Source organism: Comamonas brasiliensis (genome assembly GCF_018292285.1).
GTDB classification, from domain to species: Bacteria; Pseudomonadota; Gammaproteobacteria; order Burkholderiales; family Burkholderiaceae_C; genus Comamonas; species Comamonas brasiliensis.
On the sequence record NZ_JAANES010000001.1, the window covers coordinates 1,687,204 to 1,703,843 of the forward strand.

Genomic DNA, 16,640 nt, shown 5'->3' on the forward strand with positions numbered 1-16,640 from the left:
CCCTGCAGGTGTACGCTGCAAGGCGCCGGGCGCCGCCCCGCCGCCTTCAAACACCACAGTTGCAGCGCTGATGCATCAGGCATCCGGCGCCTGCCGCCACAGCTTTCATCGCCATGAGTCCAACTTCCGCCACCCCACAACAACTGATGCGCCTGGCCGTGGACCTGGCCCATGCCAACCGCCTTCAGGGCGGCCGCCCGTTCGGCGCCGTACTCGCCCGGGGAAATGAAGTCGTTGCCACCGGCGTCAACGAGATCATTGCCAGCCACGACCCCAGCACCCATGCCGAAATGCAGGCCATACGCGCGGGCACACAGCAGCGCGCCAACCCCAGCCTGGCGGGCCTGTCCATCTATGCCAGCGGCCACCCCTGCCCCATGTGCCTGGCGGCCCTGGTCATGAATGGCGCCGAACAGGTGTTCTTCGCCTTCGACAACCAAGACGCCGCGCCCTATGGCCTGTCCAGCGAGGGTACCTACCAGCGCCTGCGCCTGTCGCTGACGCCACCGCCGCTGCCCATCACCCGCATCGACACCGGCATCCGCGCGGCGCAGCTCTACGGAGATGAGGCCTGGCCAACTGCCTGACCCTCCTCGCCCTAAAAAACCACAACAATAAACCGGGCTGCCCAAGGCGACCGCACCGATGCACTGCACCTCCGGCAGCCTCAGCGCTTTATGACATCGACATCTTCCCGAACGCATCGCGTGCCGCCGCTGCTCTGGCTGCTGGTGGTGATACTGGTCACCATCAATCTGCGTCCCTTTCTGACGGCACCCGGCCCCTTGGCACCGACCATACAGCAGGCCACGGGCATGGATTTGCGCAGCTTCTCCTGGCTCACGCTGCTGCCCATGGCACTGATGGGCATTGGTGGCTGGCTTGCTCCCACGGCTTTGCAACGCTGGGGCGCGCGCGCCAGCATTGGCGCCTCGCTGCTGCTGATTGCCCTGGGCTGCGCCCTGCGCCTGACGCCTGCGGGTGCCGCCACCGGTGCGCTGCTGATCGCCACGGCCGGCCTGTGCGGCGCGGGCGTGGCGCTGGCACAAAGCATTCTGCCGGGGCTCATCAAGCGCCAGTCTCCCCACAACGTGGCGCCCATGATGGGCCTGTATTCGGCGGCGCTCATGGGCGGCGGCGCACTCAGTGCCCAGCTCTCGCCCATGGCCATGCAACTGGGCCTGAGCTGGCAGGCTTCACTGGCCATCTGGGCCATTCCCGTGTTGCTGGCGTTGCCGCTGGCCTGGCATGCGCTGACCCTGATGCGCGAGTCCGCTCCCCCTGTGCCCTCCGCGCCCCTGGTACAAGCCAACAGAGACAGCGACACCGGCTGGCTGCTGCGCCGTGGCCGCACCTGGCTGCTGCTGATCAGCTTTGGCCTGATGAACGGCGGTTATGGCTCCACGGTTGCCTGGCTCGCTCCGTTCTATCAAACCCATGGCTGGACGGCCACGCAAAGCGGCTCGCTGCTGGCCATCTTGTCGATTGCACAAGCCGCATCGGCGCTGGCCATGCCTGCGCTCGCGCGCCGCAGCCTGGATCGTCGCTGCTGGCTCATGCTGGCCTTGCTGCTGCAGATCATCGGCTTTGCCGGCATCGGGCTCTGGCCCGATGCCATGCCCACGCTCAATGCCATCGTGCTGGGGCTGGGTCTGGGCGGCTGCTTCTCGCTCTTCATGCTGGTGGCGCTGGACCATCTGCCCTCGCCCACACAAGCCGGCGCCCTCAACTCGCTGATGCAGGGCGGCGGCTTCATCCTTGCAGCGCTGGCCCCTCTGGTCATGGCGCAGTTGCACCAGATCAGCGGCAACTGGATGACGGGCTGGCTCTATCAGGCAGGTGTGGCAGCGCTGGTCTGCCTGCTGGTGACACGCTTCAACCCCAAGGGCTACCCGCAAGCCATGCAGCGGCCGTGAACCCGCCATCTCGCGAAAAAAAGGGCCTGGAAATTTCCAGGCCCTTTTTTGTTTTGGCTTGAACTACTCGTTGACCAGCAGTTGTAGCCCATGCGCCTCGGTCGGCAAGGGCACCTCCCATCTGTGCAACATGCTCAGCAATGCTGCATTGCCGAGTGTGGTGTCGCGCTTGCTATTGCGCGCCAGCAAGGTGGATCTGGCAGCCTCCAGGTGCACCAGCTCCACCTGTGCACCATAGGCCAGGCACAGGTCCAGCGTCTTGCCACGCATCTGTCTGGACAGATGCGTGGCATTCCAGACGAAGGCAGCCTTGGCTCGCAACAGACTCTTGGCCTTGTCCACGGCTCGGTGGGCAGCAGCGCCCTCGTTCTCGCCATGGCGCAGGCCCAGCTCGGCACGCGCATCGTCAAACGACACCACGGGCAGGCCCGCATGGTGCTGGGCAACCCAGTGGTTCTTGCCCGACGCGGGCAGGCCGCACATGACGATGACGTGCGAGCCCGGCTCTTCGTGCAAGGCGTAGTCCGGGTGTAGCTCGGCTCCGCGGAAATAGCGCACAGCCGTCTCGGCCGAAGCAAAGCTGCGCGGCTTGCGCAAACAGCCTTCTTCCAGCGCCAGCTCCCTGAACAGCTCGATATTCACCAGCACATTGCCCACATCGGGGCAGATGCGACCGCGAATATCGGCACGGGCCAGCAGCACCAGCAAATGCAGATCGACCTGCCAGGACAGCTCTCTGACCATGAACTCGGGCGAGACGCCTCGGCGCGAATCGGCAAAGGCGAAGAACGGCACCTGATGCACGGCAATCAGCCGGCAGACCGCCTCACGCCGGGCCACGGGCGCGCCCGCCTCCCAGAGCATGAGCCGCGCATCCAGCGCCCCACGGCGCGAATGGCCGGGTTGCGATATGCGACCGTCGTCGGCTATCTGAGTGGTCGAGCACTTGGCGACATCGTGCAGCAGCGCGGCCAGAAAGACCGTCTCGCGCTCCTCGTTGGTGAGCCCTGCATAGTCGCCGTCCTGCAGCAGTTCGGTCACCACCATCTGCGTATGCGTCCAGACATCGCCTTCGGCATGGTAGATCGGGTCTTGCGGCGTGGTCTTGGCCAGCTCAAGTTGCGGGAAGGCATCCAGGCAGGCCGCCCAATCCACTGAGTCGTGAGCGGAATGCGGCACCAGGGCCGCGATCTGTTTCCAGCTCCACATAAGTTCTCCTTTCACCGCAGCTTCATCAAAAAACTACGGTTTTGATAGCTATCAGCGATTTCTGGTAGAGGCTTACCAGCTTTTTTGAATCGCATTGGCAAAGATATCGACGCCTGTGCGCAGACCGTTGGCGACAATGGGCCGCTCGCTGTGGTGTGAGCCGGACTCCAGGATCACCTGCACAAAGTCGGAGCGTACGAACTTGTAGCGCTCCACGGTCTGACCGTTCTCCTCGACCTTGATATACAGACCTTCGGCCAGCTCGGATCTGTCAGTCTGGCTCCAGGCCAGCGGCAGATCCAGCTTCTGCTTTTGCACCTGATCCTCGAACACCGCCTTCCAGCGCGCGCTGCGCCCCAGGGACGGTGCCAGCAATGCAAGCAGATCCTGCATGCGCCTCGGTGCGATACCGGCGTAGAGCACGGGCACGGACACCACGGGCACACGATCCAGCAGCGCGTGGCGCTGCGGCGTGTCCAGAAACTGCTGCGCCACGCGGTCCCAGACGTCGAACTCGCAAAACCAGTGCGGCAACGCGTCGTAGTACAGCGAGTGCTTGGCGTACAGCCACTCGCCATACATCACATAGCGCTCGTCCAGCAGCGCCATCAGCGCGCCTTCATGGGCTCTTGCCCATTGCTTGTAGGCATTGAATTGGCGCTCGCGCCCGCCCATCTGATCGGCTTGCAGATAGTGGCCGCGCGACTGCAGCAGCAGGCTGCCGTCGGCACCAAAGCTCAGCGCCGCATTGGCGCCATCGAGCTTTTCCTCGACCACGATATGCCGGCCGGCCAGCGCTTCATAGGACACGGCATCGGCCTGATCGCCGACCTGCAGCCGCGAGCCACGCAGATGCGGCGTACGCGGATATTTGAGAATCTCCAGATTGAATAAATGGGAAGTAGTCATGTTGTGCTTTCCAAAAAGGGAATAAGCCACGCGCCAAAAGACGTGGCAGACAAACCAAGGACAACGAAAGCGGCACTTGCCGCCACCATCGGGCGAAGACAAAAACACCTGGCCGCCGAGCAAAGGGCAGGCCGGGATTCAGAGAGTGGAAGAGCGCAGGACCGGGGCGCGAGCCAGGTCGAAAACGCCGGGCAAGGGCTTGCCCATGGTGAAGAAACTGCCCCTTCGGGGCGGCAAGCCACCTGGGCCAGGCACCTCAGGGGACCGATATGTCCATACCGCAGCGCACACCTGAAAAATCAGCGTGTGGCGAAGTCGTTTAGCGCAAACGAATCTGGCAGGACATGGTGCACCTCGAAAATGAGAGCGGATAACGCAAGTGGAATAAAGGCTGGCGAGTTTATTGGCTTGGCATAGCAACTGCCAAGTGGTTTGCCCAGACTGTGGTGCAAAGGACACGAATCGGTTTCACAGAGATGAGATGCAGGCTGGTGAGACATCGAAGTTTTCCTCCTGCATCTGCCAAGCTCTCAATGACATCTGCACAGGGCTTGCGCCAACCTCTTCTGATTTCGATGATTGCAGCCGCCGCCCTGGCCGCCTGCGGTGGTGAGGACAACAACACTAACAGCAACACCCCAGCGCTGGCTCCGGCTCACAAGGTCCCGGCACCAGTTCCGAACCCGGGCAAACGCCTGTCTAGCGCCTGCTTGAGAAGATCGGTAGCTATCAATCGGGCATCATGGCAAGCCCTTGCTGATGCTAGGCAACGAGGTCAGCGCAGCCACGGCCGTCTACCTACTGCATCTGCAATATTGGAACCTGCAGACAAGCAGTCGCTTTCGTGCCAAGCCCCATCCCCACGGGGCTTTTTGCTATTCAAATCAAGCAAAGACTGCGCCGAGGGTTTCTCAATTACGTAACAATAAGCGCCAGCGGTCGGTGTACCGCCTATGGGTTTCCATTCGCCGCAAGCCAAACGCTTGTGACCTACTAAACCGCCGTGTATCCGGACGGCGGTGGCTTTTTGAACGGAGCACTTAATGAAGCACTCTTTCGCTCGCCGCCAGGTGCTGCGCGGCTTGGCCGTGGCAGCTCTCGCTTCCTCCTCCTTGCTGTCCGCAGCGCATGCAGACACCCCCGCCGTGCTGCGCGTCTCGGCCATTCCCGACGAGGCACCGACCGAGCTGCAGCGCAAGTTCAAGCCCCTGGGCGAATACCTCTCGCAGGCCACCGGCATGAAAGTGGTGTTCACCCCCGTATCCGACTACGCGGCTGTGGTCGAGTCCCTGGCCACCCGCAAGCTGGATCTGGCCTGGCTGGGCGGTTTCACCTATGTGCAAGCCAAGATCCGCACCAACGGCACGGCCATCCCCATCGTGCAGCGGGCCGAGGACGCGGTCTTCACCAGCAAGTTCATCACGGCCGACCCCGCCATCAAGACGCTGGCCGACCTCAAGGGCAAGACCTTTGCCTTCGGCGCTCCCTCCTCCACTTCGGGCAGCCTGATGCCGCGCTTCTTCCTGCAGCAGGACGGCCTGAACCCCGAAAAAGACTTCAAGACCGTGGCCTACTCGGGCGCGCATGACGCCACCGTGGCCTTTGTGGCCGCAGGCAAGGCCGAGGCCGGCGTGCTCAACACTTCGGTGTGGGACAAGCTGGTCGAATCCAAGAAGGTGGACACCAGCAAGGTGCGCGTGTTCGCCACGACGCCCACCTACTTTGACTACAACTGGACGGTGCGCGGCGACCTGGACCCGGCCATCGTCAAGAAGCTGACCGCCGCCTTCCTGGCACTGGACCCCAGCAAGCCAGAGCACAAGGCCATCATGGACCTGCAGCGCGCCTCCAAGTTCATCGCCACCGATACCAAGAACTACGACGGCATTGAAGCCGCCGCCAAGTCCGCCGGTTTGCTGAAGTAAGAAATTCAGCTTTTTTGACTGCCAACGCTTATGTATCAAGCGTTGGCAGCTATTGTTTTCAGAGTATTCGTCTCATGAGCTTCATGCTGGACGATGTGGGCCTGACCCACAGCAACGGCTTTACCGCCCTGTCCCATATCTCCTTGTCCGCCATCCAGGGCGAGAGCATTGCGCTCATCGGCCCCTCGGGCGCCGGCAAGACTTCGCTGCTCAGCACCATAGGCACAGCCTACCTGCCCACGGCAGGTCGCATGCAGGTGCTGGGCCGGACCGCGTCTGCGCAATCCGCCGCCCGCGAACTCAAGGCTCTGCGCAGCTGCATCGGCACTGTGCATCAGGCCGCCCCCATTCCGCTGCGTCAACGTGTGGTCACTGCCGTGCTGGCCGGCAAGCTGGGCCAGTGGCCGCTGTGGAAGGCGCTGGCATCGCTCGCCTATCCGCAGGACATTGCGGGCGCGCGCGAAGCCCTGGCCCGCGTGCAGCTTGAGGACAAACTGTTTGCACGCTGCGACCAGCTCTCCGGCGGCCAGTTGCAGCGCGTGGGCATTGCCCGCGTGCTCTACCAGCAGGCCGGCCTGATTCTGGCCGACGAGCCGGTCTCCGCCCTGGACCCTGCACTCTCGCAGGCCACGGTGCAACTGCTGGTGCAGGAAGCTGCCGCGCGCAAGGCCACGCTGGTGGCCAGTCTGCATGCCGTCGACCTGGCTCTGGCCAACTTTGCCCGCATCGTGGGCGTACGCAATGGCCGCCTGGCTTTTGACCTGCCTGCCACGCAAGTCAGCGAAGCCCAGTTGCAAGCGCTCTACGCCCATGCCGATGGCAGCCCCGCCGATCTGCCCACGCTGCACAACCGCCTGGCTCAGCGCGATCTCGCCAGCACCGCGCCCGCTCCCATCCAGGTGAACGCATGCCGCTAGAAATGGCCGAGCCCGCCCGGCCATCGCGCCGCGACCCCTCCGCTCGCGGCCGCCTGAGCGGCGTGATCCTGACCCTGGTCGTGCTCTGGCCCATGCTGCAGACCTCGGGCTTTTCGCTCAAGCCGCTATTCGATGCCGACAATCTCAAGGTCATCGGCGGCTTTCTGGCGCAGTTTCTGCCGCCCGAAACCAGTGGGGAGTTTCTGGCCTACCTGGGTCAGGCCACGCTGGAGACCCTGGCCATCGCCACGGCCGGCATGGCGCTGGCCTTCGTGATTGCCGTACCCATGGCCTATCTGTCCACGGGCGCTGCGCGCGAGAGGATCACGCTCAACCCCATCGCCCGCAGCGTGCTCACCATCCTGCGCGGCATTCCCGAGCTGGTCTGGGCTCTGGTGTTTGTGCGCGTCTTCGGCCTGGGGCCCGCAGCCGGAGTGCTGGCCCTGGGCCTGACCTATGGCGGCATGCTGGCCAAGGTCTATGCCGAAATTCTCGAATCCACCGACCCTGCTCCGGCCCGCGCCCTGCGTGCCAGTGGCGCCGGCCGTATCCAGGCCCTGCTCTACGGCCTGCTGCCGCAGGCGGCCAAGGAGCTGACCTCCTACACCGTCTACCGCTGGGAATGCGCGGTCCGTGCCTCGGTGGTCATGGGCTTTGTCGGTGCGGGAGGCCTGGGCCAGCTCATGGACCAGGCCATGAAGATGCTCAACGGCGGCGAAGCCGCCAGCATTCTGCTGGCCTTCATGCTGCTGGTGGCGGCAGCCGATCTGCTTTCCTGGTGGCTGCGTCGCGCACTCGACGCCGCGCCTGCCGCGCGCGCACTGCCCTTCGGCTGGCGAACCGGCACATTTGTGCTGACTGCCTGTGTGGCGCTATGGGCCAGCCTGCGGCTTCTGGATATTGATTTCTCGGCACTGTTCACGACAGATGCTGCCGCCAGCATGGGCGACTTTGTACGCGGCTTTTTCCCTCCCGATCTGAGCCAGCCCTGGCTGCTCAAGGTGCTGCAAGGCATCTGGGAGACCCTGGCCATCTCCATCGTCGGCACCTTGCTGGCCGCGATCGCGGGCCTGCTGCTGGCCCTGCCACGCTGGCGGGCTCCGTGGAATGTGGTGCTCAATGTGCTGCGCTCGGTGCCCGAGCTGGTGTGGGCCACGATCACCGCGCTGGCCGTAGGCCTGGGCCCGTTCGCCGGAGCCCTGGCCCTGGCCCTGCATACCACCGGCGTGCTGGGCCGCCTGTTTGCCGAGGCCTTGCAGAATGCTCCGGCGGCTCCCGCAAATGCGCTCAAGCTCAGCGGCAGCAATCGCCTGCTGGCATTTTGCTATGGCACCCTTCCTGGCGCTGCGCCGCAACTGCTGGCGTACACGCTGTACCGCTGGGAGATGAATATCCGCATGGCGGCGATTCTGGGCTTTGTGGGAGCAGGCGGGCTGGGCCAGTTGCTGTACTTCGAGCTTTCGCTGTTCCACTATGCCCAGGCCAGCACCGTGATCATGGCCATGCTCTTGCTGAGCATCGCTGTGGACTGGAGCAGCGCTGCCTTGCGCCGCGCCATGCGTTGAGACGGCTGCACAGCGCCCCGGCTCCGCGTCAGCTTCATCAACTCCTCCATCAATCCGACGCGCAGCCGCCTCCACAGGGGCAGCGCTGGCAGCGGCCAGGCCTGCATCCAGGCTCGATGAGCACCGGAGTCTGAATGGCTTCAGTCACACCAGCTCCGCGCCGCGACTGATCGCACCGCGAAGAGCAGTGCCGCTTCACACGCCCAGAGGCAGGTCGGCTTTTTTCAGCGTACGCAGCACAAAGCTGGACTGGCTATGGCGTATGCCCTTGATCTTGTAGAGCTTCTCACGCAGCAGGCGCTCGTAGTCACGCGTGTCCTTGACGACGATACGCAGCAGATAGTCGTACTCGCCCGAGACCAGATGCGCTTCCACAACCTCGGGAATGGTGGCCAGCACCTCGCCGAACTTTTCCAGCGTGTTGTCTGAATGGCTGTCCAGCGTGACCATGACCAGAACCGAATCGGCCAATCCCAGCGCCTGCGGGTTCAGACGCACGGTATAGCCCTCGATCACACCAGCCTCCTCCATCTTCTTGATGCGGGCCCAGCATGGCGATGCACTCAGGCCCACTGCAGCGCCAATGTCCTGCAGGCTGGCGCGCGCATTGGCCTGCAAGGCAGCAAGAATCTTTTTATCCAAGGTATCCATATTCACAAATTTACCGCCAAAAATATAAATACAGAAAATTTTTCTGTAGCAACGCTGTATTCGCAGAATTTGAAGCAACATTTTCTGCGCTGCAACATGCACACTTGAGTCCATGGAAGCACGTCTACCGACGCCGCAAAACCATTCAACATGCCGCGCCGTTTACCGTCAGCATCCGGTTGGTTGATCCGCAACACGCCTACGCAACAGGCCGCATCACTTAAGCACAGTGGTGCGGCCTGTTGATTTTTGGAAGCCTCCATCGTCCGGGCCAGCCGCTGCTACGTAAAAAAACCCAGCCGGATTTCCATCGGGCTGGGTTTCGGGAATCTGCCTGGCGCGCAAAGCACCTGGCGGATACGCGTGCTATTTACTGGGCTCGCTGTGGAGCAGCATCGGCTTGCACATGCTGGCGCACCTTGCTGACCTGGCTTTCGCTCACATCCGAAGCCTGGTTGCCCCAGCCTTTGCGCACGAAGCTGGCCAGTGCGGCCACTTCACCGTCGGTAAGGCGGTCGGCGTAGCCCTGCATCACCAGATGCATGGGACGGCGATCCGTAGCGGGCGAGGAAGCGCCCTTCAGAATCACCGACACCAGCGGGCCGGCATCCTTGCCCAGCACCATGGCATTGCCTTGCAGCTCGGGGAAGATCTCGGGAGCGCCCTTGCCGCTGACAAAGTGGCAGGCTGCGCAGTTGTCGAGATACAGGCGAGCACCCAAAGGCATGTCGGGAGACGCGGATTTCAGCAACTTGGCCGTGGCCTCGCCGGCTCCATCCGCTTTGGCAACCGCAGTGCTGCGAGGGCCTGGCGTAGCCACTTTTTCAGGGGCTGCATCTGCGGCCTGGCCGTCCATGGTCTTGAGGAACTTGGCCATGGCGTTCAGATCGGCATCGGTCATGTACTGCATGGAGTGCTCGACCACCAGCGCCATTTCTCCGTTGGCCACCGCATGGGCATTACGGCCGGTCGCCAGATAGGCGGCCACCTGCTCGGTCGTCCATTGCTGAACACGCGAGTCCTTGCCGCGCAGTGCAGGAGCAGACCAGTCGTCCACCATGCCGCCGGTCAGGAAGCTGGAGTCGGACAGGCGTGTGCCGTTCTGCGCCATGAAGGCAGTGCGAGGGCTGTGGCAGGCTGCGCAGTGACCGGCGCCTTCGACCAGATACTGACCGCGGATCTGCTGGTCGTCACCGGCCATGGGCTTGAAGTCGGCTTCACCCGACAGAGCCAGCCAGTTCCAGGCGCGGATGCCGAAGCGCATATTGAACGGGAAGCTCAGGCTGGTGGCCTGCACCTCGTTCCTGACGGGCTTGACCTCGGTCTGGAGGTAGTCGAACAGCGCGCGGATATCGCTTTCCTTCATGAAGCGATAGTTCTCGTAGGGCATGGCTGGGTACAGCTGCTGGCCGTGACCACCGATACCGTCCACCATCGCGGCACGGAACTGGTCCAGAGTCCAGCTGCCGATGCCGGTTTCCTTGTCCGGCGTGATGTTGGAGGACCAGATGGTGCCCATGGGGCTCTCAATGCCGCGACCGCCAGCCATGGGCTCGCCACCCTTGGCGGTGTGACAGGCCATGCAGTCACTGGCGCGCATGACATATTCGCCACGACCGGCTTCTGCCTTCCAGTCGGCGGCCAGCGCCTCATTCGCCGGTGTCGGCTTGAATGGCAGGTAGATCAGCGCCAGCGCCGCCAGAACGCCCAGAACGATCAGCGCAATCAGAATGCTGAGGATTTTCTTCATGTCTTGCTCTCCTCAGACCAGCGGACGTGGGTTTTTCAGATACATGGTGCGAATCGCATGCAGCGTCCAGTACGCCAGGCCGCCGACCATGCCGGTGGGGTTGTACTGGGTGTTCTGCACAAAGTTGCCGGCGCCGAAGACGAACACGTTGTGCTTGTCCCAGGCCTGGCAGTAGCGATTCACCACGCCTTCCGTGGGCTTGTCGGACATGATGTGACCGCCAGTGGTGTGCGTGGTCTGGTAGGGACGCACGTCGAACTGCGCACCGATGTCCTTGAAACCCAGCTGGATCTGATCAGGCTTCATGTTGTTGCCAACTTCTGCCGCCTTGAGCTTCTGGTACTGGTTCATCTTCAGGTCGTTGTCCTGCCAGTTGAAGGTCATGCGCATCAGCGGACGGCCGTGTGGATCCTTGTAAGTGGGGTCCAGATCCAGGTGATTGGCGCGGTAGGACATATGCGAGCCGTGCGTGCCGATGGACATGGAGTGGCCATACCACTCGCCGATACCCTTCTTCCAACCGGCACCCCAGCCCGGCGTACCCTTGGGCAGCGGCATGGAGCGGATGGGCTGGCCATTGAAGGTCCCCGAACGCCAGTAAGCACCGCCGATAAAGCCCAGCTTGCCGAAATCGTTCTGGTTGACGCTGAAGTCATCGATACAGATACCGTTGGAGCCATGACCGATGAAGGGGTTGAAGTTTGCCTCCTTGTAGAACATCGTCACGCCACCGTTCATCTGATAAGCGTAGTTCTTGCCGGTCACCCCTTCGTTGGTCTTGGGGTCGTAGGGCTTGCCGATGCCGGAAACCAGCAGCAAGTGCACGTTGTTGAGCTGGAAGGAAGACAGGATCACCAGATCCGCTGGCTGGAACACTTCTTCGTTGGTGTTGGAGTCGAAGTAGGTCACGCCGGTGGCGGTCTTGCCGTCTTCCGAGCTTTCCACGCGCAGCACTTCGCAGTGCGTGCGGTAGCTGAAATTCTTTTTGCGCTTGAGCGCGTCCAGAACGGCCGTCTGGGGCGACGACTTGGAATATTGATAGCAGCCGTAGCGCTCGCAGAAACCGCAGAAATTGCAAGGCCCCATCTGCATGCCATAGGGGTTCACATAGGCGGTGGAGGCAATACCTGCGGGCGCCGGGAAGGTGTGATAGCCCATTTGCTTGGCCGTCGCCTCGAACAGGGTTGCGTCGTAGGTCGCAGGCAGCGGGGGCATGGGGTAGTCCTTGGAGCGCCAGCCTTCGAAAGGATTGCCGCCGGGCTGAATCTTGCCGTTGAGATTGCCAGCCTTGCCGGAGATACCTGCCACTTCGTCAAACTGCGTGAAGAACGGCTCCAGCTCGTCGTAAGTGACGGGGTAGTCCATCAGATTCATGCCTTCAGGAATGATGGACTCACCCCAGTGCTGCTTCACATAGCTGCGCAGCTGAATTTCTTCAGCTTGCGGGCGCCACAGCAGCCCGTTCCAGTGGGTGCCCGCGCCACCAACGCCGTTGGCAGGCAGGAACGAACCCATCGCACGGTATGGCAGCGCGATTTCGCCGTCATTGCGACGGATGGTCACTGTCTGCTGGCGCGGATGCTGCATGTTTTTCAGGCGCACGCCCCAGGTCAGCTCGTCGATCTGGTTGGGGTACTTGAACTCGGGCACCGTGTTCTGGTCGCCACCACGCTCCAGCGCCACGATTTCCAGGCCTTCGGCCGCCAGCTCCATGCCGGCGATGGAGCCGGTCCAGCCCAGGCCCACGATGACCACGTCTTTCTTTTTTTCAATGCGTGCCATGGTTTATGCCCTTTCGCCCTTGATGGAAACCGGACCCAGCGGGTACTTCTTGTTGTGTTGGTCGACCCATTCGGCATAGCTGGCACGAGCGCCAGGGAAGCCGATGTACTTCCAGGACTGCATGCCGTGGTTGCCGCCATGCATGGGGTCGGCGAAATAGCCTTCCTTGGTGTTGGCCAGCAAGGTGGTGAAGAAGATGCTCAGTTCGGGATCCAGCTTTATCTCGCCTTTTTGCAAAGCCGTCAGCGCTTCATCCTGCTGCTCATGTGACAGGTCCTTGAATTCCTTGCCGTAACGTGTCTTGCACTCGGCGTTGAATGCAGGAATCGCCTTGCGATAAAGCTGTGCAGGCGTCAAAGGCGTTTGCCAGCCGCGATCGGGCTTGGCCGTGGGATCGTGCGGCCCCTCCATGTACCAGATATCCGCAGTTCCGTAGTAGCTCTTGAGCTGACGGTCGATGAACACCGGCACATGGGCTTCTATCGCTCCGGGACCGTCGCCTTCGGACGGGATCAGGCGCGCTGTCGCTGCCAGAACGAAAGCCCACTCATCCGCATTGAAATACTCGGGCTTGTATGCATCCAGTTTGAGCGCTGGCTCCTTGGAGTTGGCGTGCATGGTCACGGCCGTTCCGGCCAGTGCGACGCCAGCACCGGAGGCGAACAGAAAGGATCTGCGGCTGGGTGGGGAAAAGTTGGACATTTTGCGATTCCTACATCGTGTGAACCCGCTCATACACAGCCAGTTGTGCGTTGGGCAAGTGTTCAAGTTTTTTGAATCAGCGGTGGTTCCGACCGAAAGCTGCGCACCCCAAAGAAAATGCCCGCAAAGCGGGCACTCGTACACAGAGCCAAAGCATTTTTCAAGCCGGCCCAAACCGCCTTAACAATTTAATAATAGTTGCGCTGGCAACTATTTGTGTCGGACGACTGCCTTGACTGCTAGTAGGCAATGGTCTTTTATTGGAGCGAACAACTGGGGTTTTCACTTAGATATAAGACATAAGACTGCTATCAATCTGCAGGCGAATACCACTTAGAAAACGCTACCTGCCGCAGGGCCGGACTCATGGCGATAACGACGACCGGTAGTGGCCCCGAACCCTCCTGTGAGCCGGGCTCCATGGCCCGTGAGCTGCCTGCTTGCAGCCCTGCTGTACATCAGGCCTCCGGAGCCCGTGGCAGGGAAAACCGGAACGCAGCGCCCCCGCCGTCACCCTCGACCAGATGGATGCCGACCCCGTGCAGCTCCAGCATCTGATGCACGATTCTCAAGCCAAGTCCCCCGTCGCGGCGGGCGCCACCGACCGTGAATGGACGCCTGAACAGGCCTTCGCGCAGCTCTGGCGGAATGCCAGGGCCGGTGTCGCTGACCGTCAGCTCCAGCTCCGGGCCCACGCTTCTGATGCCTATGCTGATCGAGCCGCCTTCGGGGGTATAGCGCAAAGCGTTGTCGAGCAGGTTGCTCAGAACCCGCTCCATCATTCCCAGATCTGCACGAACCGCCGGCAACTGCGGGGCCAGATCCGCCCGCAGGGCGATATGGCGTGACTCTGCAGCAAGCTCGAACTTCTGAAACACGTCCTGCACCAGGTCTCGCAGCGAGAACGACTCGGGCTCGGGCTGCACAAAGCCATACTCCAGCCTCGCCAGCTCGAACAGACTTTGGGACAGCGCACCCACCCTCTGGCTTTGGTCGAGTGCAATGCCCAGATAGCGCCTGCGCTCTGCGGGCTCCAGGCTTGCATCCTTGAGCAGCAGGGTCTCCAGATACCCATGCAAGGACGACAGCGGCGTGCGCAGATCGTGGGAGACATTCGCGATCAACTCCCGGCGCTCCTGATCCTGTCGCCTCAGCGCCTGCCATTGCTCGCTGATGCGCAGCACCATCTGCCTGTAGGCCGAGTCCAGCACGGCGATCTCGTCACGGCTGTGATCTGCCGCCTCCGAAGCACGCGCCGGCATCTCAGGCGGAACGCCATGCATATCGAACTGCCGCACCGACTCGGTCAGGCGCCGCAAGGGGCGTGTGATCAAGGTGAAGGCGACAAGCCCGGCGGCCAGGCACAGCAGCCCCACCATGCCGATCGACAGCAATGCAGTCTTCAGCACCGCATCTGCGGAACCTCTGGCGGCAAGCAGATCATGGGCCTCGCCCAGCAGCACCACATAGATGAAGCCGACCTCCCTCCCGTTCACGCTCAGGGGAGCCGCACTGAAGACCTTGCGGCCATCGCGGCTGCGCGGATCGTCACCCAGGATGGGCAGCATATGACCATCGATAAATCGATGGACCGGCTCCAGATCGACCCGGTCGCGGCGCAAACGCCCTTCGGGAGCCGCATGACCGGCAATGCGCCCATCTGGCTCCAGCAGATAGACCTCGACACTCGGGTTCACCATCATCAGCTGGTTGAACAGATTGCGCACCGCGTTCGGCATCAAGCCGTTCGCATCCGTCAGTTGGGCGTCGCGGGCAATGCTCTCGGCAACGTCGCGGGACAAAGCCTGCACCACCTCAAGTTCATGCATGCGGTTGGAGCGAAGCTGCAGCCAGGCGGAAGTGCCGCTGCAGACCAGCAGCAGCAGGGCGAACACGATCGCCAACCGCTGAGTCAGGGTCAGATTCATTCGCGCTCCCCGGCTTCGGCAAACTTGTAGCCGCGTCCCCAGACCGTGAGGATTCGCGTGGGCTGTGCAGGGTTGAGCTCCACCTTGGCGCGCAGCCGGTTGATATGGGTGTTGACGGTGTGCTCGTAGCCCTCGTGCTGATAGCCCCAGACCGCGTTGAGCAGGTCCATGCGCGAAAACACCTTGCCTGACTGGCGGGCAAAAAAATACAGAAGATCGAATTCCCGGGGTGTGAGGTCGAGATGGCGTCCGTTCAGGCTGGCATCCCTGGCGACCGGGTCCATGAGCAGCCCGTTGACCGACAGGCTGCCCGACTCCAGGCGCGCGCTCTGAGCCAGCGCGTCGACCCGGCGCAGCAGGGCCTTCACCCTGGCCACCAGTTCCAGCACCGAAAACGGCTTGGCCAGATAGTCGTCAGCGCCGATCTCCAGGCCCAGAATGCGATGCACCTCGCTGGAGCGGGCACTGATGATGATGATCGGCGTGTAGCGCGTCATGGCGCGCGCACGTCTGCAGATCTCCAGGCCGTCCACCCCAGGCAGCATCAGATCCAGTACCAGCGCATCCCAGCCGCCACGCTCCAGATGCGCCAGCCCGTCGTCACCACGGGCGCAATGCACGACCTCCAACCCCTCGTCTCGAAGGTGAAGCGAAAGCAGATCGGCGATATGGGCGTCGTCCTCGACCAGCAGAATGCGGCGGGCAATGGTCATGGGTATTCAGGTCTCCGGGGCAGTTGGTGCAGCACGGCGGCGCAGTGCCGCCTGATTTCACATTGTGCTCAAACTGCTCGCGGGGAGTTATCACGTTTTTTTTAACTTTGCGTGAGGACTTCGGGACCCGCACTTCCTAAGCTCGATGCCATCGAACCCTGAAAGCCGATGCCATGACCACCCGACGCCACATGCTGCTGGGCACCGCAGCCTCCGCCGCTGCGCTCTGCGCCGCAACGTTCCACCGCCGAGCCACTGCGGCGACCGAGTCCTTCGAAATCAGCTACACCGACGCCCAATGGCGCGCCCGGCTCAGCCCCCAGCAATATGCCGTGCTTCGTCAGGAGGCCACAGAGTCTCCAGGCAGCAGTCCGCTCAACAAGGAGCATCGTCCAGGCACCTTTTCCTGCGCTGGCTGCTCATTGCCCTTGTTTGCCTCCACTACCAAGTTCGAAAGCGGCACCGGCTGGCCGAGCTTCTGGAAGCCACTGGACAATGCCGTCGCCACCCGCAAGGACCGAAGCTACGGCATGGTGCGCATCGAGGCCCACTGCCGGCGCTGCGGCGGTCACCTTGGCCACGTCTTCGAGGACGGGCCGCCTCCGACAGGTCTGCGCTACTGCATGAACGGTCTTGCACTGACTTTCGCGCCCAAGCCCGCTTGAGGAGAAAC

Annotated in this window: 15 protein-coding genes; 6 read left to right on the forward strand and 9 right to left on the reverse strand. The window is 62.4% G+C overall.

All coding sequences use genetic code 11. The annotated features are described in order from the left end of the window. Nucleotides 1-146 precede the first annotated feature (146 nt). Both DJFAAGMI_RS07630 and DJFAAGMI_RS07635 read left to right on the forward strand, forming a co-directional pair. Complete coding sequence (locus DJFAAGMI_RS07630; RefSeq protein ID WP_211456781.1) at nucleotides 147-587, forward strand: nucleoside deaminase; 441 nt, start codon at nucleotides 147-149, stop codon at nucleotides 585-587. Between the two features lie 90 nt (nucleotides 588-677). After that, nucleotides 678-1,916 (forward strand): cyanate transporter, encoded by a 1,239-nt coding sequence (locus DJFAAGMI_RS07635; RefSeq protein WP_211456566.1) that lies wholly within the window; start codon nucleotides 678-680, stop codon nucleotides 1,914-1,916. Nucleotides 1,917-1,979: 63 nt separating this feature from the next. Here the strand turns inward: DJFAAGMI_RS07635 and DJFAAGMI_RS07640 are convergent, their stop codons facing one another. After that, on the reverse strand, nucleotides 1,980-3,125 hold the full coding sequence (locus DJFAAGMI_RS07640) for an AAA family ATPase (RefSeq protein ID WP_211456567.1): 1,146 nt from the start codon (nucleotides 3,123-3,125) through the stop codon (nucleotides 1,980-1,982). A gap of 72 nt (nucleotides 3,126-3,197) precedes the next feature. Next, a complete protein-coding gene (locus DJFAAGMI_RS07645; protein WP_211456568.1) occupies nucleotides 3,198-4,034 on the reverse strand; it encodes an RNA ligase family protein in 837 nt (278 codons plus the stop codon). Nucleotides 4,035-5,077: 1,043 nt separating this feature from the next. Here DJFAAGMI_RS07645 and DJFAAGMI_RS07650 point away from each other — a divergent pair. From DJFAAGMI_RS07650 to phnE, 3 genes are all read left to right on the forward strand, one after another. Then, entirely contained in the window at nucleotides 5,078-5,959 is an 882-nt protein-coding gene (locus DJFAAGMI_RS07650) for a putative selenate ABC transporter substrate-binding protein (protein WP_211456569.1), read from the forward strand. Between the two features lie 74 nt (nucleotides 5,960-6,033). Next, a complete protein-coding gene (locus tag DJFAAGMI_RS07655) occupies nucleotides 6,034-6,876 on the forward strand; it encodes a phosphonate ABC transporter ATP-binding protein (protein WP_211456570.1) in 843 nt (280 codons plus the stop codon). Further along, nucleotides 6,867-8,441, forward strand: coding sequence for a phosphonate ABC transporter, permease protein PhnE (phnE, locus tag DJFAAGMI_RS07660; protein ID WP_211456571.1), 1,575 nt, complete (start codon nucleotides 6,867-6,869; stop codon nucleotides 8,439-8,441). The genes DJFAAGMI_RS07655 and phnE overlap by 10 nt, the downstream gene beginning before the upstream one ends. Before the next feature lie 195 nt (nucleotides 8,442-8,636). Here the strand turns inward: phnE and DJFAAGMI_RS07665 are convergent, their stop codons facing one another. From DJFAAGMI_RS07665 to DJFAAGMI_RS07695, 7 genes are all read right to left on the reverse strand, one after another. Beyond that, a complete protein-coding gene (locus DJFAAGMI_RS07665; RefSeq protein WP_003054244.1) occupies nucleotides 8,637-9,092 on the reverse strand; it encodes an Lrp/AsnC family transcriptional regulator in 456 nt (151 codons plus the stop codon). A 2-nt stretch (nucleotides 9,093-9,094) separates the two neighbouring features. Continuing rightward, nucleotides 9,095-9,355 carry a hypothetical protein gene (locus tag DJFAAGMI_RS07670; RefSeq protein ID WP_211456572.1) on the reverse strand — a complete coding sequence of 87 codons (261 nt, stop codon included), beginning with the start codon at nucleotides 9,353-9,355 and terminating at the stop codon, nucleotides 9,095-9,097. Nucleotides 9,356-9,462: 107 nt separating this feature from the next. Beyond that, nucleotides 9,463-10,842, reverse strand: a complete 1,380-nt coding sequence (locus DJFAAGMI_RS07675; protein ID WP_211456573.1) for a cytochrome c — start codon at nucleotides 10,840-10,842, stop codon at nucleotides 9,463-9,465. Nucleotides 10,843-10,854: 12 nt separating this feature from the next. Next, a complete protein-coding gene (locus DJFAAGMI_RS07680) occupies nucleotides 10,855-12,624 on the reverse strand; it encodes a GMC family oxidoreductase (RefSeq protein WP_043003719.1) in 1,770 nt (589 codons plus the stop codon). 3 nt (nucleotides 12,625-12,627) lie between these two features. Continuing rightward, a complete protein-coding gene (locus DJFAAGMI_RS07685; protein WP_211456574.1) occupies nucleotides 12,628-13,326 on the reverse strand; it encodes a gluconate 2-dehydrogenase subunit 3 family protein in 699 nt (232 codons plus the stop codon). 458 nt (nucleotides 13,327-13,784) lie between these two features. Further along, entirely contained in the window at nucleotides 13,785-15,254 is a 1,470-nt protein-coding gene (locus tag DJFAAGMI_RS07690; RefSeq protein WP_211456575.1) for a sensor histidine kinase, read from the reverse strand. After that, the gene (locus tag DJFAAGMI_RS07695; protein ID WP_211456576.1) at nucleotides 15,251-15,967 is read right to left on the reverse strand and encodes a response regulator transcription factor; all 717 of its coding nucleotides are present in this window, start codon (nucleotides 15,965-15,967) and stop codon (nucleotides 15,251-15,253) included. The genes DJFAAGMI_RS07690 and DJFAAGMI_RS07695 overlap by 4 nt, the downstream gene beginning before the upstream one ends. A gap of 173 nt (nucleotides 15,968-16,140) precedes the next feature. On the opposite strand from DJFAAGMI_RS07695, the gene msrB reads away from it, so the two are divergent. Next, nucleotides 16,141-16,632: a peptide-methionine (R)-S-oxide reductase MsrB gene (msrB, locus tag DJFAAGMI_RS07700; protein WP_211456577.1), complete on the forward strand. Its 492-nt coding sequence runs from the start codon at nucleotides 16,141-16,143 to the stop codon at nucleotides 16,630-16,632. Nucleotides 16,633-16,640: the final 8 nt, after the last annotated feature.